Origin of the sequence: Exiguobacterium sp. s122 (assembly GCF_018618475.1) — a bacterium.
Lineage (GTDB): Bacteria > Bacillota > Bacilli > Exiguobacteriales > Exiguobacteriaceae > Exiguobacterium > Exiguobacterium himgiriensis.
In genome coordinates this window covers 1,700,440-1,727,164 of the sequence record NZ_JACSMD010000001.1, presented here as the reverse complement: position 1 = coordinate 1,727,164, position 26,725 = coordinate 1,700,440, and the positions used below count along the sequence as shown (strand labels likewise).

28 protein-coding genes are annotated in these 26,725 nt (G+C 50.5%); 22 read left to right on the top strand and 6 right to left on the bottom strand.

Annotated elements, in window-relative coordinates:
• The first annotated feature begins 107 nt into the window (after nucleotides 1–107).
• The 8 genes from KNP92_RS08920 (at nucleotide 108) to nadE (ending at nucleotide 5,702) form a co-directional block, all read left to right on the top strand.
• A complete protein-coding gene (locus KNP92_RS08920) occupies nucleotides 108–680 on the top strand; it encodes a GNAT family N-acetyltransferase (protein ID WP_214839582.1) in 573 nt (190 codons plus the stop codon).
• Nucleotides 677–1,393: an alpha/beta fold hydrolase gene (locus tag KNP92_RS08915; protein ID WP_214839580.1), complete on the top strand. Its 717-nt coding sequence runs from the start codon at nucleotides 677–679 to the stop codon at nucleotides 1,391–1,393. The genes KNP92_RS08920 and KNP92_RS08915 overlap by 4 nt, the downstream gene beginning before the upstream one ends.
• Nucleotides 1,380–1,940, top strand: a complete 561-nt coding sequence (locus KNP92_RS08910) for an NADPH-dependent FMN reductase (protein ID WP_214839578.1) — start codon at nucleotides 1,380–1,382, stop codon at nucleotides 1,938–1,940. Before KNP92_RS08915 ends, KNP92_RS08910 begins: the two co-directional genes overlap by 14 nt.
• Nucleotides 1,941–2,008: 68 nt before the next feature.
• Entirely contained in the window at nucleotides 2,009–2,248 is a 240-nt protein-coding gene (locus KNP92_RS08905; RefSeq protein WP_214840342.1) for a hypothetical protein, read from the top strand.
• Nucleotides 2,249–2,320: 72 nt separating this feature from the next.
• On the top strand, nucleotides 2,321–3,412 hold the full coding sequence (locus tag KNP92_RS08900; protein WP_214839576.1) for a virulence factor: 1,092 nt from the start codon (nucleotides 2,321–2,323) through the stop codon (nucleotides 3,410–3,412).
• A gap of 241 nt (nucleotides 3,413–3,653) precedes the next feature.
• Nucleotides 3,654–3,848, top strand: a complete 195-nt coding sequence (locus tag KNP92_RS08895; RefSeq protein WP_214839574.1) for a hypothetical protein — start codon at nucleotides 3,654–3,656, stop codon at nucleotides 3,846–3,848.
• A gap of 100 nt (nucleotides 3,849–3,948) precedes the next feature.
• Nucleotides 3,949–4,764, top strand: a complete 816-nt coding sequence (locus tag KNP92_RS08890) for a BsuPI-related putative proteinase inhibitor (protein WP_214839572.1) — start codon at nucleotides 3,949–3,951, stop codon at nucleotides 4,762–4,764.
• Nucleotides 4,765–4,886: 122 nt separating this feature from the next.
• A complete protein-coding gene (gene nadE, locus KNP92_RS08885) occupies nucleotides 4,887–5,702 on the top strand; it encodes an ammonia-dependent NAD(+) synthetase (RefSeq protein WP_214839570.1) in 816 nt (271 codons plus the stop codon).
• Nucleotides 5,703–5,739: 37 nt separating this feature from the next.
• Here nadE and KNP92_RS08880 read toward each other — a convergent pair whose 3' ends face one another.
• A complete protein-coding gene (locus KNP92_RS08880; RefSeq protein ID WP_214839562.1) occupies nucleotides 5,740–6,126 on the bottom strand; it encodes a disulfide bond formation protein B in 387 nt (128 codons plus the stop codon).
• A gap of 109 nt (nucleotides 6,127–6,235) precedes the next feature.
• Here KNP92_RS08880 and KNP92_RS08875 point away from each other — a divergent pair, with 109 nt between their 5' ends.
• The 5 genes from KNP92_RS08875 to KNP92_RS08855 all read left to right on the top strand — a co-directional run bounded on the left by KNP92_RS08875 (nucleotide 6,236) and on the right by KNP92_RS08855 (nucleotide 11,745).
• Nucleotides 6,236–7,114, top strand: a complete 879-nt coding sequence (locus tag KNP92_RS08875) for a transcriptional regulator CcpC (protein ID WP_214839560.1) — start codon at nucleotides 6,236–6,238, stop codon at nucleotides 7,112–7,114.
• Entirely contained in the window at nucleotides 7,111–8,232 is a 1,122-nt protein-coding gene (locus KNP92_RS08870) for an N-acetyldiaminopimelate deacetylase (protein ID WP_214839558.1), read from the top strand. Before KNP92_RS08875 ends, KNP92_RS08870 begins: the two co-directional genes overlap by 4 nt.
• A 309-nt stretch (nucleotides 8,233–8,541) precedes the next feature.
• Nucleotides 8,542–9,930 (top strand): cytochrome ubiquinol oxidase subunit I, encoded by a 1,389-nt coding sequence (locus KNP92_RS08865; protein ID WP_214839556.1) that lies wholly within the window; start codon nucleotides 8,542–8,544, stop codon nucleotides 9,928–9,930.
• Nucleotides 9,931–9,944: 14 nt separating this feature from the next.
• Nucleotides 9,945–10,976, top strand: a complete 1,032-nt coding sequence (locus tag KNP92_RS08860; protein WP_214839554.1) for a cytochrome d ubiquinol oxidase subunit II — start codon at nucleotides 9,945–9,947, stop codon at nucleotides 10,974–10,976.
• Nucleotides 10,977–11,082: 106 nt separating this feature from the next.
• A complete protein-coding gene (locus KNP92_RS08855; RefSeq protein WP_214839552.1) occupies nucleotides 11,083–11,745 on the top strand; it encodes a potassium channel family protein in 663 nt (220 codons plus the stop codon).
• 29 nt (nucleotides 11,746–11,774) lie between these two features.
• Here the strand turns inward: KNP92_RS08855 and KNP92_RS08850 are convergent, their stop codons facing one another.
• On the bottom strand, nucleotides 11,775–12,557 hold the full coding sequence (locus KNP92_RS08850) for a Cof-type HAD-IIB family hydrolase (protein WP_214839550.1): 783 nt from the start codon (nucleotides 12,555–12,557) through the stop codon (nucleotides 11,775–11,777).
• A 211-nt stretch (nucleotides 12,558–12,768) separates the two neighbouring features.
• On the opposite strand from KNP92_RS08850, the gene rnjA reads away from it, so the two are divergent.
• Nucleotides 12,769–14,436, top strand: coding sequence for a ribonuclease J1 (gene rnjA / locus KNP92_RS08845; protein ID WP_214839548.1), 1,668 nt, complete (start codon nucleotides 12,769–12,771; stop codon nucleotides 14,434–14,436).
• Nucleotides 14,437–14,498: 62 nt separating this feature from the next.
• Nucleotides 14,499–15,956 (top strand): phospholipase D family protein, encoded by a 1,458-nt coding sequence (locus KNP92_RS08840; protein ID WP_214839546.1) that lies wholly within the window; start codon nucleotides 14,499–14,501, stop codon nucleotides 15,954–15,956.
• A gap of 37 nt (nucleotides 15,957–15,993) precedes the next feature.
• Here KNP92_RS08840 and KNP92_RS08835 read toward each other — a convergent pair whose 3' ends face one another.
• Both KNP92_RS08835 and def read right to left on the bottom strand, forming a co-directional pair.
• Nucleotides 15,994–17,619: an alpha/beta hydrolase gene (locus KNP92_RS08835; RefSeq protein ID WP_214840296.1), complete on the bottom strand. Its 1,626-nt coding sequence runs from the start codon at nucleotides 17,617–17,619 to the stop codon at nucleotides 15,994–15,996.
• 1 nt (nucleotide 17,620) lies between these two features.
• On the bottom strand, nucleotides 17,621–18,160 hold the full coding sequence (def, locus tag KNP92_RS08830) for a peptide deformylase (RefSeq protein ID WP_214839545.1): 540 nt from the start codon (nucleotides 18,158–18,160) through the stop codon (nucleotides 17,621–17,623).
• A 330-nt stretch (nucleotides 18,161–18,490) separates the two neighbouring features.
• Between def and pdhA the strand changes: the two genes are divergently transcribed.
• From pdhA to lpdA, 4 genes are all read left to right on the top strand, one after another.
• The gene (pdhA, locus tag KNP92_RS08825; protein WP_214839544.1) at nucleotides 18,491–19,576 is read left to right on the top strand and encodes a pyruvate dehydrogenase (acetyl-transferring) E1 component subunit alpha; all 1,086 of its coding nucleotides are present in this window, start codon (nucleotides 18,491–18,493) and stop codon (nucleotides 19,574–19,576) included.
• Between the two features lie 3 nt (nucleotides 19,577–19,579).
• Nucleotides 19,580–20,557, top strand: coding sequence for an alpha-ketoacid dehydrogenase subunit beta (locus tag KNP92_RS08820; RefSeq protein ID WP_034808639.1), 978 nt, complete (start codon nucleotides 19,580–19,582; stop codon nucleotides 20,555–20,557).
• A gap of 76 nt (nucleotides 20,558–20,633) precedes the next feature.
• Nucleotides 20,634–21,929: a dihydrolipoamide acetyltransferase family protein gene (locus KNP92_RS08815; protein ID WP_214839543.1), complete on the top strand. Its 1,296-nt coding sequence runs from the start codon at nucleotides 20,634–20,636 to the stop codon at nucleotides 21,927–21,929.
• 4 nt (nucleotides 21,930–21,933) lie between these two features.
• A complete protein-coding gene (gene lpdA, locus KNP92_RS08810) occupies nucleotides 21,934–23,346 on the top strand; it encodes a dihydrolipoyl dehydrogenase (RefSeq protein ID WP_214839542.1) in 1,413 nt (470 codons plus the stop codon).
• Nucleotides 23,347–23,363: 17 nt separating this feature from the next.
• Here lpdA and aac(6') read toward each other — a convergent pair whose 3' ends face one another.
• Nucleotides 23,364–23,810 carry an aminoglycoside 6'-N-acetyltransferase gene (gene aac(6') / locus KNP92_RS08805; protein WP_214839541.1) on the bottom strand — a complete coding sequence of 149 codons (447 nt, stop codon included), beginning with the start codon at nucleotides 23,808–23,810 and terminating at the stop codon, nucleotides 23,364–23,366.
• Nucleotides 23,811–23,889: 79 nt separating this feature from the next.
• Between aac(6') and KNP92_RS08800 the strand changes: the two genes are divergently transcribed.
• Nucleotides 23,890–24,204: a DUF3055 domain-containing protein gene (locus tag KNP92_RS08800; RefSeq protein ID WP_214839540.1), complete on the top strand. Its 315-nt coding sequence runs from the start codon at nucleotides 23,890–23,892 to the stop codon at nucleotides 24,202–24,204.
• Nucleotides 24,205–24,311: 107 nt separating this feature from the next.
• Here KNP92_RS08800 and KNP92_RS08795 read toward each other — a convergent pair whose 3' ends face one another.
• Nucleotides 24,312–25,793 (bottom strand): aminotransferase class I/II-fold pyridoxal phosphate-dependent enzyme, encoded by a 1,482-nt coding sequence (locus KNP92_RS08795; protein ID WP_285801060.1) that lies wholly within the window; start codon nucleotides 25,791–25,793, stop codon nucleotides 24,312–24,314.
• 190 nt (nucleotides 25,794–25,983) lie between these two features.
• Between KNP92_RS08795 and KNP92_RS08790 the strand changes: the two genes are divergently transcribed.
• Both KNP92_RS08790 and KNP92_RS08785 read left to right on the top strand, forming a co-directional pair.
• Nucleotides 25,984–26,250 carry a UPF0223 family protein gene (locus tag KNP92_RS08790; RefSeq protein ID WP_214839538.1) on the top strand — a complete coding sequence of 89 codons (267 nt, stop codon included), beginning with the start codon at nucleotides 25,984–25,986 and terminating at the stop codon, nucleotides 26,248–26,250.
• A 245-nt stretch (nucleotides 26,251–26,495) separates the two neighbouring features.
• Nucleotides 26,496–26,684 carry a hypothetical protein gene (locus KNP92_RS08785; protein ID WP_015881266.1) on the top strand — a complete coding sequence of 63 codons (189 nt, stop codon included), beginning with the start codon at nucleotides 26,496–26,498 and terminating at the stop codon, nucleotides 26,682–26,684.
• The last annotated feature ends 41 nt before the right edge of the window (nucleotides 26,685–26,725 follow it).

Genomic DNA, 26,725 nt, shown 5'->3' with positions numbered 1-26,725 from the left:
TTTTAGCAAATCCATTTCACGTACGCCATGTTCGAGAGGGTTGAACTGACGATTTTGAAGGAAAACAAGCTATAATTGAGAAAAGGATACAGAAAGGCGGGTTCAGTATGTGGGGGTTAAAGAAAAGTTTTCCGGAGCTCGCTACGAATCGCTTCACGTTGAGAGAGCTTGAGCCACGTGACGCCCGGGCGCTCTACACCATCTTGTCGACGGATGACGTCATGCGGTATTACGGATCTGATCCGCTCCTTGCGGTCTATGAGGCAAAGAACGTCATCGCCTATTTCAAAGACCAATTTCAACAAGGGAAAGCCATACGGTGGGCCATTTGTGACCGCATGACTGACGAACTTATTGGAACAATCGGTTTCCATAATTGGACACCGCAATATTTCCGGGCTGAGATTGGATTTGAAGTCGCGAAGCACTATTGGCGTCAAGGCGTCGCGCACGAGGCGGCCACGGCCGTCATCACGCACGGGTTCAACGAGTTTAAGTTCCATCGGATCTCCGCACTCGTCGCACCGGAGAACGAAGGGTCGAATCGATTGGTCCAAAAGCTTGGTTTTACTGAGGAAGGATTACTCCAAGACTATGCGTATAGTCACGGACGCTTCATGGATTTGACGATGTACCGACTGTTACGAGACGAATGGATGATGAGGGAGGAACGAGGATGACTGTTGTATTGTTGCATGGCCTATGTGGTTCGCCTGATTACTTCGATGCGCTCGAGCCGCTGATCGAGGCAGAGACTTATGCGTTGACGTTACCGGGCCATAATGGACAAGAGGCCGGACCTGAGACGATGGACGCGTTCGCGGATTGGGTGATTGAACAAATTCGATTGCGTGACATCAAACGACCGCTTGTGCTCGGCCACTCATTTGGCGGGTATATCACGACCAATTTGGTGCGCCGCTACCCGGATGAGTTATCAGGGTTCGGCTTGATTCATTCGACCGCTGCCTCTGACACGGCCGAGGCAAAAGAAAAACGCAATCAAGCGATTGAACGGGTCATCGAAGAAGGGGTGCACCCGTTCATCGACACGATGATTCCGGGCGTGTTTGCTCAAGATTCAAAAGCATCTCTCGTCGAACGGGCGAAACAAATCGGCTACACGATGTCGAAAGAAGGGATCGTCTCGGCGCAACGTGCGATTCGAGACCGGGTCGATGAGACCGATACGGTGCGCCATACCGGGTTACCGGGACTTTTCTTATATGGAGAGAAAGACCCGAACATGAATGAGACGCGGGCTTTCCTCGGTGCCGAGCATCATACACGACGAAAGCTTCCCGTCAGTCATATGGGGATGATGGAAGCACCGGAAGAAGAGGCACGATTGATCAACATATGGCTTAAGGAGGAGTTCCATGGAACCGTTTAAACTTGTCGCGGTGTCGGGCAGCCTACGAAAAGCGTCGTATAATACGGCACTTTTACACTCGATTATCGAGCTCGCGCGCGATCGATTCGACATCACCATCCATTCAATCGAATTACCGTTATATAACGACGACTTGATTGACCCGGACGAACCAGAAGCCGTCGCGGCGTTCAAGCGAGCGGTACGGGAAGCGGACGGCTTTCTCGTCGTCACACCTGAGTATAATCATAGTATCCCAGGTGTGCTGAAGAATGCGATCGACTGGTTGTCGCTTGAACCAGGTTCTCCGCTCGGCGGTAAACCGGTCATGATCGCCGGGGCGTCGCCTGGCATCCTCGGGACAGCCCGATGCCAAATTCATCTTCGTCAAGTATTTGCCACAAATAAGGCAAACGTTTTACCGGGAAATGAAATTTTTATCACGCATTGTAAAGAAAAGATTGATGCAGATGGGTTACATGATGAAAAATCGATTGCTCAAATTCAAAAAGTATTATCCGAGTATCACAATTGGATTGATTTTTGGAAGCGTCACGCAAAATCTTAACTTGAACTCCCTGAAGTTGTTTGATAAAAAGGAATTGTGAAAACAAACACAAAGGGAGCGACAACAAAATGGATACGTATATTGAACTGTACAACGGCGGCGAGTTAGAGGACCGGGCAGTCATCAATGACGGGATGACGTTCGGGCGAGTGACGATTGTGGAACTGTTCTATCAGACGGGTCACATCTTTGGTTATGTGAAAGTCGACGGAGGGAAGACGTTTTTCCTCGAGCCGATCGCCGAAGACAATACGTTCACTGCCGAAGGCGAGACGTATTCGCTTCAACAGTTCATCGCCCTATTTTAACGTTCACGGACGCAAGCGACTCGCTTGCGTTTTTTTGTCGTTTTCGTCACGATTGAAGATGAGGTGATGACAATGAAACTAGTAGCAATCGAACCGACGCCGAGCCCGAACAACTTGAAGATTATCATCGAGCCGGCTTTTACAGGAAGAGGCGTCACGTATGACAAGGCGAGCACGGACGTCCCCGATGTCATTTCAGACATCGTCGCCCTGCGCGGCGTGAAGTCCGTCTATGCCGTCTCAGACTTTTTGGCAGTCGAGCGTCATCCGAAACATGACTGGCACGACGTCATGAACGAGATTCGGCGTGCGTTCGGTGAAGACGTGCCGGAAGTGTCCGCCGCTCAGATGACGGCAGACTATGAGCCGGTCCATGTCTCGATTCAGTTCATTTTAGATGTGCCGATGCAAATCAAGCTCGTCAAAGGGGATGAGGAGAAGCGAGTCGGCTTATCGAAACGGTTTGTTGACGCCGCGATCGATGTGCAAGCACAAGTGAAAAACGTCATCCAAGATCGGCGCTGGGTCGAGCAGGCACCGCGTTATGGCGATTTAAATGATGTGGCGGAAGTCGTCTTAGAGGAGCTCGAAGCGGCATATCCGGAAGATCGTGTCACGCGAATCGTCGCCCGTGCGTTCGGGCGTGAGGCCGACTACGAGGCGAATGCGAATCAATTGCAATCTGACAGTTGGAAAGAGCGGTTGGCGTTTCTCGATGAACTCGAAATCGTACCGGAAAATATGGTCTATTTCCGACGGGCGTTAGAGGATAAGGTGATGGCTATCCGACGGCAAGCCGTCGTCATGATCGGGATGTTCGAGACAAACCGGGAAGAGTACGTGACGTATATCGAACAAGCACTCGTCGACTCTTCGCCGATCGTACGCCGTACAGCAGGGGACACCGTGTCGGACTGGGCGCTCCCGCAATCCCAACCTTCAATGATTGAAGCGTTAAAAGACAAAAGTAAGCTCGTTCGTTGGCGGGCGGCCCGCTTCTTGTTTGACTGTGGCGATGAACAAGCCGTCCCAGCATTAAAGATTGCTGAAGACGATGCCGAGTTTGAAGTCTCACTTCAAGCGCGGCTCGCGAAAGAACGCATCACGAGCGGTGAGACGGCCCTTGGAACGGTATGGCAACAGATTTCGAATCGAACGAAATAATTTATTCGACAACGGAGTTTCGTCGTTTTTTACAATAATAGGCAAAGAGAGGGGGACGAATTGCGTTCTCCCTCTCTTTTTATATAGGAAAGAAGTCTCGATATGCAAACAGCTAGCAATTCATTCCATGAATTCGACACGTCTGCGACTAGGTCATTCGACCTGTCGAACGATAAGACGTTATTTTTTTGAAAACGTTGCTAAACTAAGTATATCTCATATCGAAAAAGGAGCCATACTCATGATGCTTTTTGCAGAAACACCCGAACTCGTAGCCTATAAGGAAGTGGTCGATGGCATCATCACCGTCATCTTTGAGTCAATCCATAGTGAGACGTTCTCGATCTCTGCACAGGTTCGTTCAGACATCGACGTCGCGGACTCGTTGTTCATGACTGGTTTACAACAATACGCCAAAACACTCCAAGTTTCATAAAAAAGGTAAATAATATTAGGAAATAGATTACAAACGTCGGCACGAACGTATACACTAGTGCTATAGACGTTTTTTTATTTTTCAGAGGAGAGTGGGATACGTGAAGAAAACTTGGTTGCTCGTCGCGGTCGCGGCATTGCTCATCGTCGTGGTAGCGTGTGGGAAAGAAGAAGAGAACGCGAGTGATGTGGACGGGAATACGTCGACACCACCCGCCTTGTTGACGCTCGAAACAAGTGCTGAGTATGATGCGGATGCAAAACAGTTGGCTGTCAGCGTGTCGATGACAAATCCGAACGACGAGCCGGTGAAGGTGACGTTCAACTCGTCGCAGCGTTTCCAGTTGACAGTTATGAACGGAGAGACGACGGTGTTCGATTACGGTAGCGAATACATGTTCACCGAATCTATCGTCGAAGAAACGTGGGAACCGGGTGAAACGAAAGTATTTGACGAGACGTTCCCGCTCGATTTAGCGGCAGGGGACTATACAGCTGATTTCGTTGGGCTCGGCCAAGTGGAAGGTGCACCGGAAATGGCGGTGACCGATCAAGCGACGTTCACGGTTGAGGCCGCTGAGGAGCCTGCTGAGGCACCGAGTGAAGAAACGACCGATGAGACGGCGGAACAACCAAGCACTGAGCCGACGGAAGGTCCGCAAACGGATGGCGATTTCCGCGACGTGACGATCAAACGTAACGGCACGTTAATCGAGGTGTCTGGGTTTACGGATGTCGAAGAGTTCGAGTGGAGCGTTTCAGACGGTCACATGGTGTACGCGGAAGGGGCGGCGCAAGCCTCGACCGGAGATTTCGTCTTTGGCGCACTTTTAGACGAAGAGCCGACCGAAGGACAATCGCTCTTCCTTGAATTGCTTCCGATTGGCGGAGACGTGACGGCGTTCCGCATCCAATAACGATTCACGAGACGGGAACCGAGGTTTCCGTCTTTTTGTTAAGGGAATGAAAGAAGTTGACGACAACGTATGATTGTCAGACAATGGGACACAAGAACCGATGATGAGGGAGGAATTCAGTGATGCAACAACAGATTATCGAAGTGACACACGTGTTACCGAACATCGACCCGGCACATGAAGTGCGCCGCCGAATCGACTTTTTGAAAGCTTACGTGAAGCGAGCTGGGGCGAAAGGACTCGTACTCGGTATTTCAGGCGGGCAAGATTCGTCGCTTGCCGGAAAACTTTGCCAACTTGCAATGGAAGAGTTGCGAGAAGAAGACGGTGGCGCGTACACGTTCTATGCCGTCCGACTCCCGTACGGCGAACAACATGATGAAGATGATGCGCAACGAGCAATTGATTTCATTCGTCCGGATACCGTGTTCACGGTCAATATTAAACCGGCTGTCGACGCTTCGACGGATGCGTTCAAACAGGCGACCGGATTTGAACTCGGTGACTTCCATAAAGGGAACACGAAAGCGCGCGAGCGGATGAAAGTTCAATACGATATCGCGGCAACGTATGGGGCGCTTGTCGTTGGGACCGACCATGCGGCCGAGTATGTGACAGGCTTTTACACGAAACATGGGGATGGCGCTTGTGATTTGACGCCGCTCACCGGATTGAACAAGCGTCAAGGGAAGGCGTTGCTGCATGAATTAGGCGCAGACGAAAGTTTGATCTATAAAGTGCCGACGGCCGACCTTGAAGACGACAAGCCGGGTCTCCCTGATGAAGTGGCTCTTGGCATGACATACGACCAGCTTGACGATTACCTCGAAGGAAAAGAAGTCGATCCGACCGTTCAGTCGCGTATCGAGACGATTTACAAACGTTCGCTTCATAAACACCATATGCCGGCCTCACTTTACGACGAGTGGTGGCAATAAACAAAAGGAGAGTCAGTCCATGGGACCGATTCTCCTTTTACCGTTTGCGAGATGGGACGAACTGAATGAGCAAGATGAATGTGAAGGCGATGAGGCTCATCAGTGGAATCGTGACGAATCCGAAATAGTTGACCCAGCGGATCAAACAGTCGTTGCTACAAAACGCATCTCCGTTCGGGATACGCTCAAGGATGACGTGATAGAGGGCGATGGCCCATCCAGTCCCCGCCATGAGGCCGACGAACAAGCGATTGACGGAACGGTTCGTGAACATGACCGTGAGATAATAAATCGCGAGCGGATACATAAATATGCGTTGGAACCAACATAATTTGCATGGCAAGTAAAGCATGATTTCTGAAAAATAAAGGCTACCGAGCGTCGCGACCGTGGCGACGATAAAGGCAAAATGGTGACGTTGCATCATTGTTCCTCCTGACGACTCAAAAAAGTGATTAAACATGATATGATACAGTGAAGCAATACCGTATCCAGTATACAGGTTTCGAAACGATAGAGAAATAGGTGACGTTATGCAAGTTTCAGAAGTGGAAGTGTTAATCGTCCTCGCGGAGGAATTGAATATGCGTAAAGCCGCGGAGCGACTTTTCGTGTCCCAGCCGGCGCTTAGTCAACGGCTCGTCACGATTGAGCATCAGTGGGGCAAAAAAATCTTTGTTCGTTCGACACGTGGTCTCGCCCTCACCCCGGATGGCGAGAAGATTATCGACTTTGCCAAGAAGATGTACAGTGAAGAGCAAGAACTTCGAGGAGAGTTGACGGCAAAGCCAGGAGAGGTGTATGGTACGTTAAAGATTGCCGTCGCCTCGATCATGGGCCAATATTGGTTACCACGCGTCTTAAAACGTTTCGTTGAACGGTATCCGTCCGTTCGCGTCAAATTGGTGACCGGTTGGTCGAGTGAGATGATGCGCTACATGTTAGAAGAGAATTTCCATATCGGAATCATCCGAGGTAATCCGGATTGGCGTGGCGAAAAGATGCGCTTATTCTCTGATTCGCTCCATCTTGTTGATTTGAAGATGACGGATTTGAAACAGTTAAAGAACAATGAGCGTTCGTTTATCCAGTTCAAGAGCGACTCGACGTATTATCAAGAGATTTTAGAATGGTGGCAAGAGCGCTTCTCGAGTCCACCGATGACGACGCTCGTCGTCGACCAGATCGAGACGTGTAAACAGATGGCGCTCCACGGGATTGGCTTTGCCATCCTTCCTGAGTCGACGATTCGGGATGTCGAGTCGATCCATAAAATCCCGCTCACGTCGTCAAACGGGACGCCGCTCGTGCGGGACACGTGGATGCTGTCGACCGAGTCGATGCTCGAATTGGCGCAAGTGCGGGCGTTTTGGGAAGTCGTTGAAGAAGTAACGAAGGAGAGTGTGGAATGAGTTGGGCGATTGAAGCAAGAAGGCAGTTACATTTGATTCCAGAACGTGGGTATGAGGAGTTCAAGACGCAAGCGACGCTCGAGCAGTTGATTCGCTCGCTCGAATCTCCGCGGGTGCACATCTCACATTGGCGCACCGGGTTGTTCGTTCGGATCGACGGTCTCGTAGGTGAAAAGACGATCGGCTATCGAGCGGATATGGACGGTTTACCGATTACGGAAGAGACAGGTCTTGAGTTCGCGTCGATTCATGAAGGCATGATGCACGCGTGTGGGCATGACGTTCACATGGCAATCGCCCTAGGACTCATTAGACGGGCGGTTGAGGAACCGCTCGACCATCATCTCGTCATCTTCTTCCAACCGGCTGAAGAAGGACCGGGCGGAGCGGAGCCGATGGCGATGTCTGAGATGTTTTATCATTTCCGGCCCGACGCGATGTTTGGACTTCACGTGGCACCGGAATATCCGGTCGGGATGGTCGCGTCGCGTCCAGGTGTCTTATTTGCGAGCGCGCGTGAGCTTCATTTGACGATTCATGGGAAAGGCGGCCACGGAGCGTTCCCGCATGCTGGTATTGATGCAGTGATTGTTCAGGCGGCCCTCATCATGCAGTTGCAGACGGTCGTCTCACGAAACATCGATCCGATGGGCAGTGCCGTCGTCAGTATCGGCAAAGTTGTAGCCGGTACGAAAGAGAACATCATTGCCGACACGGCGAAACTCGATGGGACGATTCGGGCACTGTCGGATAAAGAGATGGTCGTCCTCGAACGACGAATCCGTCAAATCATCGCCGGCGTCGAGATGACGTACAACGTTCAGATCGATCTTGAGTTCGGCAACCGTTATCACGAGGTCGTCAACGATGAGCGCTACTTGTTCCAATTCGAAGAAGCGGTCGAGGAGATCGGCTATTCCTATAAGACGTGTGTCCCAGCCATGACGGGGGAAGATTTTGGGTATATGCTCAAGCAAGTTCCAGGATTCATGGTATGGCTCGGCGTCAACGACATGGGGTCAGGGTTGCATCAAGCGACACTCAATCCGGATGAACGCGCCATCGATGTCGCCGTTGACTTGTTCGATCACTTCTTCCGGACGGTTACTATTATGTAACGACGAGGGACAACCCTTGTTCTAAAATCTATAGACGAATCAATTCGCTACATCGAATTGGTTCGTTTTTTTTGTTCGAAATGTGTGAAAACGTGCTTTCAATGTGTGGAATTCGGGAATTGCTTATGATTGTAAAGCGACGATTCTGTTAAGATTGCTCAAATGTGAACATTTTGCGAACTTGAGCATTGAGACATTACAGCGCCATATAAAATCTTTATGATAAGGTTATCCAATGGAAATCATCATTGATTTGGCGTTTCAGGCAACGGTTTGAAGCGATAGAGAGAGATAGGAGGGTATCAATAGATGTTTCAAGATCCTGTCCTGATGAGTCGGGCGTTAACGGCACTCACGCTGGGCTTCCACGTGATTTTTGCCACACTCGGCGTCGGGGTTCCACTTTTAATTTTATTGGCAGAATTTTTAGGGATTCGAAAGAAAGATCCAAAATACACACTCATGGCCCGTCGATGGTCACGTGGATATGTTGTGACCGTTGCGGTCGGTGTTGTCACAGGGACGGCCATCGGGCTGCAATTATCCCTGCTCTGGCCGAACTTGATGCGTGTCGCCGGTCAGACGATTGCGCTCCCGCTCTTCATGGAGACGTTCGCGTTCTTCTTCGAAGCCATTTTCCTCGGGATTTATTTGTATACATGGGACCGATTTAAAAATCCATGGCATCACATGCTCGTCGGGATTCCGGTCGCCGTCGGGGCATTGTTCTCTGGTTTCTTCATTACGACGGTGAACAGTTTCATGAACCAACCGGTCGGATTTGATATCGTCGACGGACGACTCGCGAACGTGAGTCCGCTTGAGGCGATGTTCAGTCCAGCTATGCCGACGAAGATGTCGCACGTGCTCACGTCGGCCATTTTGACGTCAGCGTTCATCTTAGCGGCAATCGCTGCGGTGCAACTTCTCCGTAGCCATCGTAACAAGCTCGATCAAGCGACGATCGCTTACCACAAGCGTGGGCTTCGTTTGACGATGACGGTCGCGTTGATTTTTGCCATCGCGACAGCGCTCGTCGGTGACTTTTCAGGTAAATATTTGGCGAAGTATCAGCCGGACAAGTTGGCGGCTGCAGAATGGCACTTTGAAACCTCGTCCGAAGCCGAGCTCATTTTAGGTGGCTGGCTTGAAGATGACGGACAAGGTGGTTATGAAGTACGTGGGGCCGTCAAGATTCCGTACGCGCTCTCGATTTTAGCAGGTGGTGTCCCGAACTATGAAGTGACGGGATTGAACGAGTTTGCGAAAGAAGACCAACCGCCGCTCTTTGTCCACTATCTGTTCGATGCGATGGTCGGGATTGGGATGCTCCTCGCGCTTATCTCGTTCTTATTCGTGCTCGGACGCTATATCAAACGGTTGAACCAATTTAGTAAGCCGATGCTCATTGCCATCGCGGCCGGTGGCCCGCTCTCGATGATGGCCATCGAGTTTGGCTGGTTCTTCGCCGAGTTTGGCCGTCAGCCTTGGGCGCTCTATGAACTCATGCGCACGAGTGAGGCGGCGACGACGTCGGCAAACGTTGGTTGGATGCTTGTCGCTTTCGCGATCCTCTATGCGGTTCTCGGCGTGGTCACAGTGCTCGTCTTGACACGTCTGTTCAAGGACAACCCAGTCGGGAAAGAACTAAAACAATCGGAACATCGCGGTGAAGCGATGTTTGCCGATGAAGTGTGATCGGAGGGTATGGCATGCAGATTCAAGAATTAGGGATTGCCGTCTTATGGACGTTCTTATACGGCTATCTCATCGTCGCATCGATTGATTTCGGTGCTGGTTTCTTCGCTTTCTATAGTAAGTACACGAAGCGAGACCATATGGTCAACCGTCTGATTGCACGGTATTTATCGCCGACGTGGGAAGTGACGAACGTCTTCTTCGTCTTCTTCTTCGTCGGGATTGTCGGATTTTTCCCGGATACGGCTTATTATTACGGGACAGCGCTCTTGATCCCGGCCTCGGTCGTGTTAATCCTTCTTGCGATTCGCGGGAGCTTCTATGCGTTTGCGAACTATGGTTCAAAAGAGAGCACGCTCTATATGTTCTTATACGGAGCGACGGGTCTTCTCATTCCCGCCTCGATGTCGACAGTCTTGACAGTCAGTCAAGGTGGCTTCATTAACGAGACTGAGTCAAGTGTATTCTTTGACGGCATGAAGTTGTTCACGAACTTCTACTCATGGACCGTCGTCACACTCGCCATCGTCTCAGTGCTCTATATTAGTGCGATGTTCCTCTTGTTCTATGCGGATAAAGCCGGGGACAAGACGGCGATGGGACTCGTTCGGAAGTGGGCGCTCTTTTGGAGCGTTCCGACCATCATCGCGTCTGGCCTCGTCTTCTTTGGCTTGAAGTCTCAAGCGGCATGGCACTATGAGCGGATTTTGGCCGGCAACTGGTGGTGGTTCGCGGCTAGTTTCATCTTCTTCGTCGCAGCGGTCGCGCTCGTCTATTTGAAACGGAACTACGGCATCGCGTTCCTGATGGTCATGGGTCAATTTTTCATGGCTTGGTTCGGCTACGGCTATACGCACTTGCCGTATATCTTGTATCCGTATATCGACATCAACGGAAGCGTCGTCAACGAGTCGATGGCGGTCGCACTCGTCGTCGTCTTCATTCTAGGGCTCTTGCTTCTCGTTCCAGCACTTTATTTGTTACTTCGACTGTTCTTGTTCGACAATGATTACGTGCGCGGCAAGCGTTCGAGCGGTAAAGCGTAAGACCGGGTCTTCCCGGTCTTTTTTCTATAGTTTTTTTCAAGGGAATCGGTTACACTGAACGAAGAATTGAGAACAGAATGCGTAGTCGGAAAGGGATGTAGAAATTATGACAGGGGAATTTGCAGTCATTGGATTGGGACGTTTCGGTGGTTCGATTGTACGGGAATTGTCAGCGAACGGATACGACGTCCTCGCCATCGACGTGGATGAAGAACGCGTCAACGAATTTATGGGCCTCGCGACACACGCGGTCATCGCCGATACGACAGATGAGAACGTGTTGAAAAGCCTCGGCATTCGGAACTTCGAGCACGTGATCGTCGCGATTGGAGAAAACATCCAAGCCTCGATTTTGACGACGCTCATCTTAAAAGAGCTCGGTGTTCAAATCATCACGGTCAAAGCGACGAACGATTACCATGAGAAAGTATTACGTCGCATCGGGGCCGATAACATCGTCCACCCAGAGCGAGACATGGGCGTCCGGATTGCGAACGGTTTGATGAGTCAAAGCATTTTGGATTATTTAGAACTCTCGAATGAACATTCCATTGTGGAAATCAAGGCGGGCGATAAGCTATCGAATAAATCGCTCATCGACTTGGACCTTCGTGCTAAATACGGCGTCAATATCGTGGCGATTCGCCGTGTGGATGACATCCTCATTTCGCCGCAAGCGGACGAGATGATTTTGCCGGAGGACATTCTCATCATCATCGGAAAAGATACCGACCTCGACCGACTCGAACGTACGCTTCGGTCGAGATAAAAACGAGAGGCGCCCGCCTCTCGTTTTTGTTAAATCAAATTCATTTTCTTTAAGCCATATTCGATCCCGTCGTCGAGGATGGATTTCGTCACATAGTCGGCGGCTTCCTTCGCCTCGACACGGCCGTTGCCCATCGCAATGCCCGTTCCGACGTATTGGAGCATCGCCAAATCGTTCAACGCATCGCCGAACGCATACGTGTTCTCCAAACGATAGCCGTTCGCCTCGATAAAGTGGCGAATGCCATCGGCCTTGCTCGCCCCGCGATTGATCACGTCCATCGCGTGCGGATGCCAGCGGATGAAGTCGAACTCGTTATAGGCGCTCAAGTAATGGTGCTCTTCTTCCGGAGTGCAGTATAGGAGCGTCTGATAGACGTCTTGTGCGAGATGGAAATCCGGCTCGAACGTCGGAATCGGCATGTCGAGCTCGCCGAGTGATTGCTCGACGAGGGCGTCATCTCGTCGTGTCGCCCCGCCTCGATGCTGACCGAGGTAGACGAGTGTATGATCGTTCGTCTCTGCGTGACGCGTCAGGCGCGTCAACGCTTCTGTCGGCAACGTGTTACGATAGACGACTTCTCCCACATGCACGACGATTTGTCCGTTGTAGCAGACGAAGCTATTGATTCCGACTTGTTCCGGGATGTTTGATAACATCGCCGGACCGCGTCCTGTCGCGATAAACGTCTCAACTCCGTTTGCGTGCAACTGTTTAATCGCTTGGATGGTCGAAGGCGGGATGTACGTCCCGTCGTGGAGAAGGGTCCCGTCAATATCGAAAAATACAACTTTTTGATCTTCCAAATTCATTCACCATGCTTTCTCTGTCTGATAATGGTCTTTCTATACTTAAAAGCATAACATGAAATCGTGAAACACCCCGCAATCTGACGTCAATAGTGAAATATTGACACAATATGAGCTATAATGAAGAAAGAATCTTACGGAACGTAACCATACTGCGAGAATCACTTATGTTTCACATAGATGAAATCAACTATTTTTAGTAAGGAGCGATTAAATGAAGTTTGTAAAGAACCACCAAACGGCCGTGTTCGCACTAGGCGGACTCGGTGAAATCGGGAAGAACACGTACGTCGTTCAATTCCAAGATGAGATTATCGTCATCGATGCCGGTATCATGTTCCCGGAGGACGATTTGCTTGGAATCGACTACGTTATTCCGGATTATACTTATCTGATTAAAAATAAAGAGAAAGTCAAAGGGGTATTCATCACCCACGGTCATGAAGACCATATCGGGGGCATCCCGTTCCTTTTGAAGCAAGTGAAATTGCCAATTTATGCGACGAAACTTGCTCTCGGACTCATCAAAGTGAAGCTTGAAGAGCATGGTTTGCTCCGTGAAGCAGAACTGCATGAGATTGACGAGGACGCAATCGTCAAGTTTAGAAAAACGAGTATTTCGTTCTTCCGGACGACTCACTCGATTCCGAACTCACTCGGTGTCGTCGTCAAGACACCACAGGGGAACATCGTCCACACGGGCGACTTCAAGTTTGACTTCACACCGGTCGGCGAGCCGGCTGACCTTGCCAAGATGGCTGAAATCGGGAAAGAAGGGGTGCTCTGTCTCTTGTCCGACTCGACGAACGCCGAAGTCGAAGGATTCACGATGAGTGAACGCGTCGTCGGTGGCACGATCAGCGAGACGTTCCGAAAAGCGGAAGGACGGATCATTTTTGCGACGTTCGCTTCGAACATTTATCGTCTACAACAAGTCATCGATGCGTGTGCCGAGACGGGCCGTCACTTGCTCATCTTCGGTCGCTCGATGGAGAAGGTCATGACGATCGGGCAAGAGCTCGGCTTCATTAACGTACCGAAAGGCATGATCATCGAAACGAACCAAATGCGTAACTACAACCCGAATGAAATCGCGATTCTTTGTACCGGTTCACAAGGGGAGCCGATGGCAGCACTCAGTCGAATCGCGAACGGGACACACCGCCAAGTGTCGATTATCCCGGGTGACACGGTCATCTTCTCTTCTTCACCGATTCCGGGGAACGCCATCTCGGTCGGGAAGACGATTGACCAGCTCTATAAAGCCGGCGCGGACGTCGTGTATGGCAAGTTGACGAACATCCACACGTCAGGTCACGGTTCGCAACAAGAACAACTGCTCATGATTCGATTGCTCAACCCGAAATTCTTTATGCCGATTCACGGCGAGTATCGAATGTTGAAAAAACATGCCGAACTCGCTGAATCGGTCGGGATTTCGAAAGAGAATAGTTTCGTCATGGATAACGGGGAAGTGCTCGCGGTCGACGCCGATTCGGCAGCCGTAACCGGCAAGATTTCCGCGAACGCCGTTTATATCGATGGGAACGGAATCGGGGATATCGGGAACATCGTCTTGCGCGATCGTCGCATCCTCTCAGAGGACGGACTCGTCGTCGTCGTCATCAGCATCGATGGCAAGACGCGTAAACTCGTCTCTGGGCCGGACATCATCTCACGCGGTTTCGTCTATATGCGTGAATCTGGTAGCTTAATTCGTGACGGCGAACGTCTATTGAAGAAGACGGTCGAACAAGGCCTCTCGAACAAGCAGATGAAATGGTCAGAGTTGAAACAACTCGTTTCCGATACGCTTACACCATATTTGGCACAAAAAACGAGAAGACACCCAATGGTTCTTCCGATTATTATGGAAGTATGATCGAACGGGCTGTAGGCGACTACGGCCCGTTTTTTGAACCGAACAATAAGGAGCGGGTGCAGATGGCAGAGAAAAAGAGGAGACGTGGATGGGTGAAGTGGGGCGTTGCCGTGCTACTCGTCCTCTTCCTTATTACGATGATTTATCACCAAGTCAAGCCGTTACCAGAAGGCGTATCACGGGCGTCAGAACCGGTCGCGATTTCAGACGACCAAATCGATTTCCTTATTGACTTGACGTACCAAGGCGAGGACACGGAAGTGAACGAAATGGAGATTTTTCAAGACGTCGAACGATCGATTCGTGAGGCGCGCGAGTATGTCGTCATGGACTTTTTCTTATTTAATCCTTATTCAAATGAAGATCGACAATATCCGACGATCACGGCTCGTTTGACGGCGGCGCTCCTCGAGCAGATGGAGGCGTATCCGGATTTGAACGTCGTCGTCATCACCGATGAAATCAACACGACGTATAACGGGCATCCTGCCGATCATCTCGACTTATTGGAGGAGGCGGGCGCTGAAATCGTCTATACAAATTTAGATGCCCTTCGCGATCCAAATATCCTGTATTCCACTGTGTATCGGATGGCTTTCCAATGGTTTGGGGATAGCCAGAACGGCTGGCTCCCGAACCCGATGGCAAAGTCGGCACCGGACATCACCATACGGTCCTATTTACGACTGTTGAACGTGAAAGCGAACCATCGGAAAGTCATGGTGACCGAGAACGAAGGGTTTGTCTTGTCGGCGAATCCGCATGACGCGAGCGGGTATCATTCGAACGTCGGGGTCCGCCTTGACGGTCCGATCCTCGCTGATATTTTAGAAGGGGAAGAGGCCATTGCCCGATTCTCGAAAGGCGACGAGGCGAGATTCCCGGATGAAGAGAAGCTAGCGAACCTGCGGGAAGAAGACTCGGACGGCCCGATGGAAATCCGATACGTGACCGAGTCGAAGATTGAAGATGCGGTCATCGACGGGATGGATCAAGCGAAAGCGGGGGAGACGATTTGGATCGGCATGTTCTATTTGGCTGATCGAGACATCATCCATGCCATTCACCGGGCGGCAGAGCGGGGTGTCTTCGTCAAACTCATCCTCGATCCGAATACGAACGCGTTTGGGCGGGACAAGTCGGGCTTACCGAACTTACCGGTGACGGCCGAACTGAACACGGTCAACCCGGACCAAATCGAGATTCGTTGGTATGAAGTCGGCGACGAACAGTACCATCCGAAACTTTTGTATGTAGAAGGCGAGCGTCAAGTCGTCGTCATCGGCTCCGGGAACTATACGGCACGCAATATGAACGACTACAATCTAGAGGCCGATGTCGAAGTCGTGGCGACGACCGAGACAGAGTTTATGAACGAGGTCGACGGGTATTTCAAAAGGTTATGGAACAACGAAGAAGGGACGTACACTCTTGCGTACGAAGAGATTCAGACCGATTTGCCGATCGGCAAATATTTGATTTATTGGTTCCAAAAACTGACGTGGACGATGACGTACTAACAAAGAAACCCGCCCTCTTCACGAAGGCGGGTTTTCGTCAGTTCGTTTCGACTGGGTTGAACTCGTTCGTATACTCGTACAGGAATCGTCCTGTGTCACGAAGCACGTCCGTCTTCCGATGGAGCGAGAAGTGATCGTACGGGACAGTCTCCGTCGTAATGTTATTCGTATAGTCTTCGAGGAGCAATGAGCTCGAGGGCTCAATCAAATTGAACTCCCCGCCGCGCCCGGCGAACGACAACACTTGAACGGAACGTGGCCACGTCTCAAGTTTTGCCTGGAACGCCTGTAGCCCGTCTGACGTCGGGGACAAGTCGCGGATGGCGGCACTTCCGGTGTTTACTCCGAAATTACTCGCCGACAAACCGAAGTTGGCGAGACGAGTACCGGCGAACGGACTGTCGAAAGAGACGAACTTATCGATGAGGTAGTCGTCTTGATTCAAAATATAGTTCGCAGCGGCGACGCCGCCCATGCTGTGGCCAATCAAATACATTCGGTCGAACGACTTGTTTCGTTCTGCCTTATACGTCTCGATTGCCGCGTTCAACCATTTCGTCTGATTGTTCAGCGACGCCTCAGCGTCCTCGTATTCGATTCGGACGATGGGGCGGTTCGAGCTATAGTCGTTGATGACGCAGTCGACCTCGCTTTCTGTCGAGACGGTGCAGAGGGCGCCGTCTTTAGCGAGTCCGCGTTGCTCCATGAACTGAGAGAAGCGCAAGAACGTCCGGTCCGTCCCGAGGAGGCCATGCACGGCGAACGTGGGGATGAACTCGTCGGTCTGGGCCGCTTGACGCACGGCCTCGGCCTTCCGTTCCGTCGTCAACTCTTCCCGAATGGTCACGATAATGATCGAGAGCGCCAAGACGACGATGAGCACACCGAGTAGGCGCGAACGGATGGACGTCTTGTTCGGGTCGCCGGCGTTCTTCCGGTATTTTCGCCAAATGAAGAAACTTGCGAGGCTGACGACGACGAAAGCGACGATCGTGATAATCCACGCCTTCACGTTCGGGACGTGCGCGACGAGCGTCAAATTGTTTTGCCGGCCCCCGTACACTTGCCATTCGACGTGTTTCATCGAGCGAAGGTCAAGGCCGGTCCCGTCCTCGATGAACACACCAGTCGGCACGGTCAAGTTGAAACGGATATCGGCTTGACGGACATAGCGTTCGGCAAGCTGTTTCGGGGAGCCGCTCAAGTTGAGTCCCGGCAGTTCGATTCGGTCGAGCCGTAAATCGAGGTTCGTATTGAGTACATAGGAGTCGAACCAGATGCCGTCTTCCTTTTGCACATCGAACTCCATATCCGGCGGGACAAGGATGCCGGCTGGTCCGGTCTTCCATTCTTCTTTGATGTTCTGTAACTCGTCGACGTTATCAAACGTCTTCTTGAGCACCATGCCTTCATAATCATCTTCACTCGAGTAGTCACGTGTCGCATAGCCGTTGTCACGGGCCTGTTGTTTCCACGTATCCCAATCTAGGCGCAAATTGAGCAGTCTCATGACGGGGTGATCGCGAAATGCGTACGTCGTCTCGAGCGTGACCGATTGATCGTAATGGACAGTAGCGTCATACTCGATCCGGACACATCCCCCGATTAAAAGAAATAAAAATGGGAATACTAACAACAGTGCCTTTTTTCTCACGTTCGTCACCTCAGATCGGCTCACCATAAGTCTCTAGCGGATTGGTCGGATTGATGCGGTCATAGAACATGACACCGTCTAAATGATCGAGTTCGTGTTGGCAGACGATGGCTCGCATGCCGCGAAGACGAAGTTTAATTGGATTCCCGTCGCGGTCGAACCCTTCAAGGGTGATGCGGCGATAACGCGGCACGTTACCTTTCACGACACGGTCGACGGATAGACATCCTTCACCGCCGTTTAAAAACGTCTGCTCGACCGAGTGGCTCGTGATCTTAGGGTTGAAGATGGACAATTGAAACGTCTCTTCTTCTTCATGCAAGAGGACGGTGAAAAAACGCCGGTTGACCCCAAGTTGTGGTGCGGCGATGCCGACACCGCCGCGAAGTTCATATTTTTCACTGATTTCTGGGTCTTGGCTATTGACGAGGAACGTCTCCATCTCGTCAAGCAATGTCAAATCTTCAGCTGTAGGTGGGATTGAAACTTCTGTTGAGCGAAGGCGAAGCCGGTCGTCGCCTTCACGAATCACGTCTTTCATCGTTAACATGTACAACTTCCTTTCCAAATGCGTTATGCCTCATTATATCATATTTAATGTTGAAATCGATGAGATGGTACAGAAGGTGAAATGAAAATGATACAGAGACGAAATCACTGAAAAGATGTGTTCATGTAAGCGTTTTTATAGGGTGAGCATATTTTTTGCGTTAATATAACAACCCGTTTTATACTGTCTAAGAAACGGCAGGAGTAGAATTACTTTCCTGTATCACGTTAATACAGATTGCTTTTTTGGACAGATACACTTAAGATTTGAGGTAGTGTTTGATCACAAAAAAGACAATTGTCTCATAGTTGAAAGGATGAGGTGAAACGAATGAACAACGTTCAGGTACTTCAAAACGTGGAAGAAAACTTCCAAACGTTCCGTATTCTCGATGAGAAGGGCGAAGTCGTCAACCAAGACGCGATGCCCGACGTAACGGACGAGCAACTTCAGGAGCTTATGCGCCGCATGGTCTATACTCGAATCTGGGACCAACGTGCAATCTCACTTAACCGTCAAGGTCGCTTAGGTTTCTATGCGCCAGTGGCTGGTCAAGAAGCGACAATGATCGGGACGCAATACGCGCTCGACAAACAAGACTGGATTCTTCCAGGCTACCGTGATATCCCGCAACTCGTATTCCACGGACTTCCGCTTTATCAAGCGTTCTTATTCTCACGTGGACACGTGGCAGGTAACCGCATCCCTGAAGACGTCAACGTCTTGATGCCACAAATCATCATCGGTGCACAAATCATCCAAGCAGCGGGCGTGGCAATGGGCCTCAAACGCAACGGCAACACAAACGTCGCCATTACTTATACAGGTGACGGTGGTTCATCACAAGGTGACTTCTATGAAGGATTGAACTTTGCAGGTGCATTCAAATCACCAGCCATCTTCGTCGTTCAAAACAACCGCTTTGCAATCTCGACACCTGTTGAGAAACAAACTGCAGCTAAAACGATCGCGCAAAAAGCTGTCGCAGCGGGCATCAACGGAATCCAAGTCGACGGAATGGACGTTCTCGCTGTCCTCGCCGCGACACAACAAGCGCGTAAAGACGCACTTGAAGGAACACCGACGCTCATCGAAGCACTCACATACCGTTACGGACCACATACGCTTGCTGGGGATGACCCAACGCGTTACCGTACAAAAGAACTCGACACGGAGTATCAAGAAAAAGATCCACTCGTACGCTTCCGTCTCTTCCTCGAAGGCAAAAAGCTTTGGAACGAAGACATGGAGAACGAAGTGATCGAGCAAGCAAAAGCGGATGTTAAAGAAGCGATTAGCCTTGCTGATAAAGAACCAAAACAAAAAGTTTCGGACTTCATCAACAACATGTTCGAAGAACTTCCTGCTAACTTGAAAGAGCAGCTCGAAGAATATACTGCAAAGGAGTCGAAGTAAGTTATGGCTCAAATGACAATGATCCAAGCGATTACTGATGCGATGCGCGTTGAAATGAAGCGCGACGAGAAAGTACTTCTTTTCGGAGAAGACGTTGGTAAAAACGGTGGGGTATTCCGTGCAACAGAAGGTCTCCAAGACGAGCTCGGCGAAGACCGCGTCTTCGACACGCCGCTTGCTGAGTCTGGTATCGGTGGTCTTGCCATCGGTCTCGGTCTTACTGGTTTCCGTCCAATCATGGAAGTTCAATTCTTCGGATTCGTATTCGAAGTATTTGACTCAATCGCAGCTCAAATGGCACGTATGCGTTACCGTTCAGGCGGCGCTTACAGCCAGCCAATCACAATCCGTTCACCATTCGGTGGCGGCGTAAAAACACCTGAACTTCATGCGGATAGCCTCGAAGGCTTGATGGCTCAGACACCTGGTCTTAAAGTCGTCATCCCGTCGACGCCATACGATGCAAAAGGACTTTTGATCGCGTCAATCCGCGACAACGACCCAGTCGTCTTCCTCGAGCACATGAAACTTTACCGTTCATTCCGTGGCGAAGTACCTGAAGGCGAATACACGATCGAGCTTGGAAAAGCAGACGTGAAGCGTGAAGGAACTGACGTTTCAATCATCACATACGGTGCGATGGTCCACACGTCACTTAAAGCAGCGGAAGAACTCGAAAAAGAAAACATCAACGTTGAAGTCATCGACCTCATGACAGTGAGCCCGCTTGATATCGATACAATCGTCGAGTCTGTTAAAAAGACTGGCCGTGCGATCGTCGTTCAAGAAGCACAGCGTCAAGCAGGAATCGCGGCAAACGTTGTAACTGAAATTCAAGAACGCGCAATTCTTCACCTCGAAGCACCAGTGCTTCGTGTGACTGCACCTGACACAGTTTTCGCCTTCGCACAAGGTGAAGACGCATGGTTGCCTGACCATAAAGATGTCGTTGCAAAAGTTAAGGAAGTTATCAACTTCTGATCGTGTTCATTTGGCGATGAGGGAGAATTGTCTCCCTCGTCGTGTTTACATGATTATTTGATGGGAGGAAAAACCAGTGGCAGTATTTGAATTTAAATTACCAGACATCGGTGAAGGAATTCACGAAGGTGAAATCGTCAAGTGGTTCGTAAAAGATGGGGATACAGTAAAAGAGGATGACATCCTCCTTGAAGTACAAAACGACAAAGCTGTCGTTGAAATTCCAGCTCCAGTCGATGGAACAGTTAAAGAAGTGAAAGTCTCTGAAGGAACAGTTGCCGTCGTCGGTGACGTCCTCATCACGTTCGATATCGAAGGTGACGCGCCAGCAGGCGAAGAGGAAGCAACTCCTGAACAGCCAAAAGCTGAAGAAGAGCCAGAAGGCACAATCGAGAAAGCGGTTGAAGCAGACAAGCCACGCGACGTTCAACTTCACAAGTCAGAACGCGTCATCGCGATGCCATCAATCCGTAAATACGCTCGGGAAAAAGGCGTCGATATCCGTGAAGTCAAAGGTTCTGGTGACAACGGACGTGTCTTGAAAGAAGACATCGATGCATTTGCAAACGGTGAAGCGCCAGCAGCTGAAGCTACAACAGAGAAAACAGAATCTGTAGCGCCAGCAGCAGCAGCGAAAACGGAAATCAAGCCTTACGAGTCAGCTACACCTGAACTCGAAACGCGCGAGAAAATCCGTGGAATCCGTAAAGCAATCTCGAAAGCAATGGTTAACTCGAAACACACAGCGCCACACGTTACACTCATGGACGAAGTCGACGTCACGAAACTTGTCGCACTCCGTAAAGAGTTCAAACAAGTTGCCGCTGACCAAGGCGTGAAACTCACGTACTTGCCGTTCGTCGTGAAAGCATTGACTGCAGCAGCGAAAGCTTACCCTGCAATCAACGCGTCAATCGACGATGTGAACGAAGAAATCGTGTACAAAAACTACTACAACATCGGTATCGCTGCAGACACAGATAACGGCCTCGTCGTTCCTGTCGTCAAAGAAGCAGACCGTAAATCAATCTATGCACTCGCTACAAACATCAATGAGCTTGCCGGTAAAGCACGTGAAGGTAAACTCGCTGGGGACGACATGAAAGGCGGATCGATCACAATCACGAACATCGGTTCTGCTGGTGGACAATGGTTCACACCTGTCATCAACCACCCAGAAGTTGCGATTCTCGGTATCGGCCGCATCGCTGAGAAAGCTGTCGTGAAAGACGGCGAAATCGTTGCAGCCCCAGTGCTCGCGCTTTCGTTCAGCTTTGACCACCGCCTCATCGATGGTGCGACTGCTCAAAACGCACTCAACATGGTGAAACGTTTGCTTCAAGATCCAGCACTTCTAATGATGGAGGGATAAGAACATGGTAGTAGGAGAATTCGCACAAGAAACTGATTTAATCGTTATCGGCGCCGGTCCTGGTGGATACGTTGCAGCCATCCGTGGCGCACAACTCGGCCTTAAAGTGACAATCGTTGAGAAAGGGAACTTCGGCGGTGTTTGCTTGAACGTCGGATGTATCCCATCAAAAGCGTTAATCACGGCGGGTCACAACTTCCAACACGCAAAAGGTCACTCATCAATGGGGATCACGTCTGACAACGTGTCAGTCGACTTCACAAAAGTCCAAGACTGGAAACAGTCGGTCGTCAACAAATTGACTGGCGGCGTGAAAGGCCTTTTGAAAGGAAACAAGATTGAAATCGTTCAAGGTGAAGCATTCTTCGCATCTGAAGACACTGTCCGTGTCATCACAGAAGATAGCTCAACTCCTTACAAGTTCAAAAAAGCGATCATCGCGACTGGTTCGACACCAATCGAGATTCCATCGTTCAAATGGTCGAAGCGTGTCCTTTCTTCAACGGGCGCATTGGCGCTTCCTGAAGTACCGAAGAAACTCGTCGTCATCGGCGGCGGTTACATCGGGATGGAGCTTGGTACAGCGTATGCAAACTTCGATACTGAAGTTGTCGTCGTTGAAGGCGCAAGCGACATCTTGTCTGGTTTCGAGCCGCAAATGACGCAAATCGTCAAGAAGAAGCTCAAACAAAAAGGCAACGTCACGATTCACACGAACGCGCTTGCGAAAGGCGTCGAAGAAACAGAAGACGGCGTAACGGTTAAGTTTGAAGTCAACGGCGAAGAGCAGTCTGTTGAAGCGGACTATGTCCTCGTCACAGTCGGCCGCCGTCCAAACACGGGCGACATCGGTCTTGAGAACGCGGAAGTAAAAGTTAGCGACCGTGGCATCATCGAAATCGATGACCAGTGCAAGACGTCGAACGAAAACATCTACGCAATCGGTGACATCGTTCCTGGACCACCGCTCGCGCACAAAGCTTCGTACGAAGCAAAAATCGCGGCAGAAGCAGCTGCAGGCAAGCCTGCGTACCTCGACTACTCAGCAATCCCAGCGGTCGTCTTCACAGACCCTGAGCTTGCGACAGTCGGTTACACAGAGCCGCTCGCAAAAGAAGAAGGACTCGAAATCACCGTTTCGAAATTCCCATTCGCTGCGAACGGTCGTGCCCTCGCACTCGACGAGCCAGATGGCTTCATGAAGCTCATCACGCGTAAAGAGGACGGTCTTTTGATCGGTGCTCAAATCGCGGGTACAGGCGCATCTGATATGATCGCCGAGCTCGGACTCGCAATCGAAGCTGGAATGACGGCTGAAGATATCGCCCTTACAATCCACGCTCACCCTTCACTCGGTGAGATGGCAATGGAAGCGGCAGAAATCGCAATCGGTATGCCAATCCACGTCGTCAAGTAACGACAAAAAATCTCTCGCTATTCGTAGCGAGAGATTTTTTTAATGTAATGGACTGTGCGCTCGACTTCTTTAAAACCAATCCGCTCATGAAATTGTTGGCTACCCGTGTTCTCGAGCTCAGTGTCTGACGCGAGCTCGGTGCACCCGTTCGAGCGTGCGAACCTCGTTGCCGTCTCGACAAGGTTCGTTGCCACTGCGTTTCCTCGTTCGGAATCGACGACATAGATCCCTTCGATGAACGCTGTCGGCTCGCCTGTGGCCCCGGGAACGTAGTCATACCGAAAGCTCAGTTGGCAAAAGCCAATCGGTTCATCGGCAACCGCGAGGAAGTAATGCATCTTGTCAGAGCGAAGGCCGAGTCGGACTTCGGCGGACAGCTCGGTCATTGGCGCGTCCGGCCAAAGCCGATGCATCAACTGGACCAAATGTTGGACGTCACGTGACGTCGCCTTTTTGATTTGCATCGTGCGACCTCCTTTTAGGTTTCGTACATCAAGTATAAAGGAAAAAAACATAAAGAGGCTAGAAAGGAGGGACTACGTGATGGCGTTCGATGAAGAACTTCTCTATACGGTTTCTGAAACGAGTCGTGTCCGTTTCACAGGGATCGAGACGGAACGGGCCCGCTATGATTTCGGTTTTGTCTATACGCATCAATTCATGGGAAAGGTACTCGTTGTCTGCATGCAGACCGGCCAGTCCGCTCTTCTCGATATGCATGCGTTAGAGGAACCGAGACAACTGTATCCGATGCTTGGGATCGCGTTGACCGATACCGAGCACGTCGCCGAATTTTTACGAATCTGTTTGGAAGAAAAAGATCGGGAAACCGAAGAATCTTCTCTTGAAAAAATGTAAGCGTTTTCTTATAATGAGAAATAGGGGAAGCAATTCGATCATCATAAGCCACCTTTTCTTTTGATGACAACAAAGCGCACCGGTCAATCGACCGGTGCGCTTTCGTGTTAACGGATGGCTTTCGTCTGTTGAATCACTTTAATCATTTGAAGCGACTCATCTTCAAGTCCTTGGACTGGCAGACCTGCCTCGATATTCGCCATGATATATTCAAGCGTCGACGCTGTGATGAGTTCGCCTGGAATGATAATCGGAATTCCCGGCGGATACACCATGATGAATTCGGCCGAGATGCGACCTACCGCGTTCTCGAGTGGGATCGTCTCCGTCTCTTCGTAGAACGCATCACGCGGGCTGAGTGCGAGCGGCGGAATCTCCGGGAGCATGATGGATAACGAATCGTTCCCGGACGTGTTATAAACGGAAACGACGTCGCGCATCGCGTCAATCAAAGCTTGGATCGTTGATTCGTCGTCCGCGCTCGTCACGATGAAGAGGACGTTCAATAAATCAGACATCTCGACTTCGATTTGGTGGTTCTCCCGCAAATACTTCTCGATTTCAAAGCCTGTAATGCCAAGTTCACGAACAGAGACGAGCACTTTCGTCTCGTCAAGGGCATACGTTGACTCCGAATGAAGTTCGGCGTGGCCATATACGGATAGGTGCGGCATGTTGTTGATGGCCGCACGCGCCGTCCGCGCGAGGGAGAGGGCGCGATCGTTCATTGCTTCCCCTTTTGTCGCGAGTTGACGACGGGCCGCGTCGAGCGAGGTGAGCAACAAGTAAGACGTCGAGGTCGTCGTGATCATCGAGAGCATCGCGTGGATGCGTTCTGGCGATACAAGACCGCGGCGGACGTTCAAAATCGAACTCCCCGTCATCGAGCCGCCTAGTTTGTGCACGCTCGTCGCGGCGACGTCCGCCCCGGCTTGCATAGCCGACAGCGGCAACTCGTCATGGAACGGCAAGTGGACACCGTGCGCCTCATCGACGAGGACAGGCACGTCTTGAGCGTGTGCGACAGCGACGATGCGCTCAAGGTCACCGGCAACGCCAAAGTACGTCGGATTGATGACGAGGACGGCTTTCGTGTCCGGGTGCAACTCGAGGGCACGTTCGACGGCGCTCGCCGTGATCCCGTGCGCGATGCCATACGTCTCATCAAATTCCGGGTGAATGAATACCGGGTGGGCTCCTGTCAAAACGAGCGCTGACATGACCGATTTATGGACGTTACGGGGAACGATGATTTTCTCGTTCGGCCCGACGACGCCCATGATCATCGCCATGATGGCACTTGACGTCCCTTGAACCGAGAAGAACGTCTCGTCGGCACGGAACGCGTCAGCTGCGAGACGTTCCGCTTCAGCGATGGCTGCCTTCGGATGGTGCAAGTCATCGAGTGGCGCGATGTTGATTAAGTCGATTTTGAGTGCGTTCTCGCCGATGAAGTCACGAAACTCCGGATCCATCCCTTTTCCGCCTTTATGGCCAGGAATGTGGAATGCGATTGGATTCGTGTCGACGTGTTTGAGTAACGTATCAAAAAGCGGTGTCTCGAGCTGTGTGGCAGCTTTCAATTTCAATAGTGAGCCCTCCTTGGAATCAGTGTGTAGGTGAGGTCGGTCAATAATGTAAGTTATATGTCTTTCCCCAATTGGTTTTATTTTATAGGAACTAGCAATAGAAAATGATGCAACAAAAAAACTATAGAGATTTCCTACTCAACTTGCAATAGTTTTTTTTGTTGATACAATGAGTGTCGAGGTGAACAATATGCAAATCAACTATCCAATCAACCCGGACTGGACGACAGAAGAATTAATCGACGTCGTCGAGTTCTATAATCAAGTCGCGCTCGCGAACGAAGGCGGCGTCGAACGTGAAGCGTTTCTAGATGCATATCGCACGTTCAAGCAAATCGTGACCTCGAAGTCCGAGGAAAAACAATTGAGCGCCGTGCACGACGAACAGACTGGATACTCTACCTATCGTACGGTCCAAGCGGCCTTAAAATCAAATACAAAGATTTTAAAAGTGTGAGTAGCCAGAGCATGAGAAGACGCGACCGTTTTCTCATGCTTTTTTTGTTAATTCCTGCAGAAATAGGGTACATATCACTAACAGTTCATTCAGGTTTAGGACCGGTTGAAGTGGGAATATACTCACTAAGATAAAAAATTCAAAATAGTCAGACAATTCTCTTTCCTTTTTGAATTTCATCTGATATACTCAATTCAACTCACTAAACCGTAACTTGTAGCCCAACTAAAGGAGTGTGGCATCTCATGAAACAAGTGATCGAGGCATTCAAAAGAAAAGACGCAGAAAAACGGATTCCGGTGCTGCGCTTAGAGATTGATTATGAATTGGCAACGCTCTTCGATGCAATGGCGTCACAAGATGATGCCACTGTCCAGGCTAGCAAGCATCGGTTAGAGAAATACCGCCAAGAACTTTTGCGTCTCGAAGCCTGACCCACAACCATCCATTCAACCAGTATTCCATGCGAATACTG

What these genes read in the sequence shown, in the direction of transcription:
- KNP92_RS08920 (WP_214839582.1), top strand. Translation starts at nt 108, where the DNA reads ATGTGGGGGTTAAAGAAAAGTTTTCCGGAGCTCGCTACGAATCGCTTC.
- KNP92_RS08915 (WP_214839580.1), top strand. Translation starts at nt 677, where the DNA reads ATGACTGTTGTATTGTTGCATGGCCTATGTGGTTCGCCTGATTACTTC.
- KNP92_RS08910 (WP_214839578.1), top strand. Translation starts at nt 1,380, where the DNA reads ATGGAACCGTTTAAACTTGTCGCGGTGTCGGGCAGCCTACGAAAAGCG.
- KNP92_RS08905 (WP_214840342.1), top strand. Translation starts at nt 2,009, where the DNA reads ATGGATACGTATATTGAACTGTACAACGGCGGCGAGTTAGAGGACCGG.
- KNP92_RS08900 (WP_214839576.1), top strand. Translation starts at nt 2,321, where the DNA reads ATGAAACTAGTAGCAATCGAACCGACGCCGAGCCCGAACAACTTGAAG.
- KNP92_RS08895 (WP_214839574.1), top strand. Translation starts at nt 3,654, where the DNA reads ATGATGCTTTTTGCAGAAACACCCGAACTCGTAGCCTATAAGGAAGTG.
- nadE (WP_214839570.1), top strand. Translation starts at nt 4,887, where the DNA reads ATGCAACAACAGATTATCGAAGTGACACACGTGTTACCGAACATCGAC.
- KNP92_RS08880 (WP_214839562.1), bottom strand. Translation starts at nt 6,126, where the DNA reads ATGCAACGTCACCATTTTGCCTTTATCGTCGCCACGGTCGCGACGCTC.
- KNP92_RS08875 (WP_214839560.1), top strand. Translation starts at nt 6,236, where the DNA reads ATGCAAGTTTCAGAAGTGGAAGTGTTAATCGTCCTCGCGGAGGAATTG.
- KNP92_RS08870 (WP_214839558.1), top strand. Translation starts at nt 7,111, where the DNA reads ATGAGTTGGGCGATTGAAGCAAGAAGGCAGTTACATTTGATTCCAGAA.
- KNP92_RS08865 (WP_214839556.1), top strand. Translation starts at nt 8,542, where the DNA reads ATGTTTCAAGATCCTGTCCTGATGAGTCGGGCGTTAACGGCACTCACG.
- KNP92_RS08860 (WP_214839554.1), top strand. Translation starts at nt 9,945, where the DNA reads ATGCAGATTCAAGAATTAGGGATTGCCGTCTTATGGACGTTCTTATAC.
- KNP92_RS08855 (WP_214839552.1), top strand. Translation starts at nt 11,083, where the DNA reads ATGACAGGGGAATTTGCAGTCATTGGATTGGGACGTTTCGGTGGTTCG.
- KNP92_RS08850 (WP_214839550.1), bottom strand. Translation starts at nt 12,557, where the DNA reads ATGAATTTGGAAGATCAAAAAGTTGTATTTTTCGATATTGACGGGACC.
- rnjA (WP_214839548.1), top strand. Translation starts at nt 12,769, where the DNA reads ATGAAGTTTGTAAAGAACCACCAAACGGCCGTGTTCGCACTAGGCGGA.
- KNP92_RS08840 (WP_214839546.1), top strand. Translation starts at nt 14,499, where the DNA reads ATGGCAGAGAAAAAGAGGAGACGTGGATGGGTGAAGTGGGGCGTTGCC.
- def (WP_214839545.1), bottom strand. Translation starts at nt 18,160, where the DNA reads ATGTTAACGATGAAAGACGTGATTCGTGAAGGCGACGACCGGCTTCGC.
- pdhA (WP_214839544.1), top strand. Translation starts at nt 18,491, where the DNA reads ATGAACAACGTTCAGGTACTTCAAAACGTGGAAGAAAACTTCCAAACG.
- KNP92_RS08820 (WP_034808639.1), top strand. Translation starts at nt 19,580, where the DNA reads ATGGCTCAAATGACAATGATCCAAGCGATTACTGATGCGATGCGCGTT.
- lpdA (WP_214839542.1), top strand. Translation starts at nt 21,934, where the DNA reads ATGGTAGTAGGAGAATTCGCACAAGAAACTGATTTAATCGTTATCGGC.
- KNP92_RS08800 (WP_214839540.1), top strand. Translation starts at nt 23,890, where the DNA reads ATGGCGTTCGATGAAGAACTTCTCTATACGGTTTCTGAAACGAGTCGT.
- KNP92_RS08790 (WP_214839538.1), top strand. Translation starts at nt 25,984, where the DNA reads ATGCAAATCAACTATCCAATCAACCCGGACTGGACGACAGAAGAATTA.
- KNP92_RS08785 (WP_015881266.1), top strand. Translation starts at nt 26,496, where the DNA reads ATGAAACAAGTGATCGAGGCATTCAAAAGAAAAGACGCAGAAAAACGG.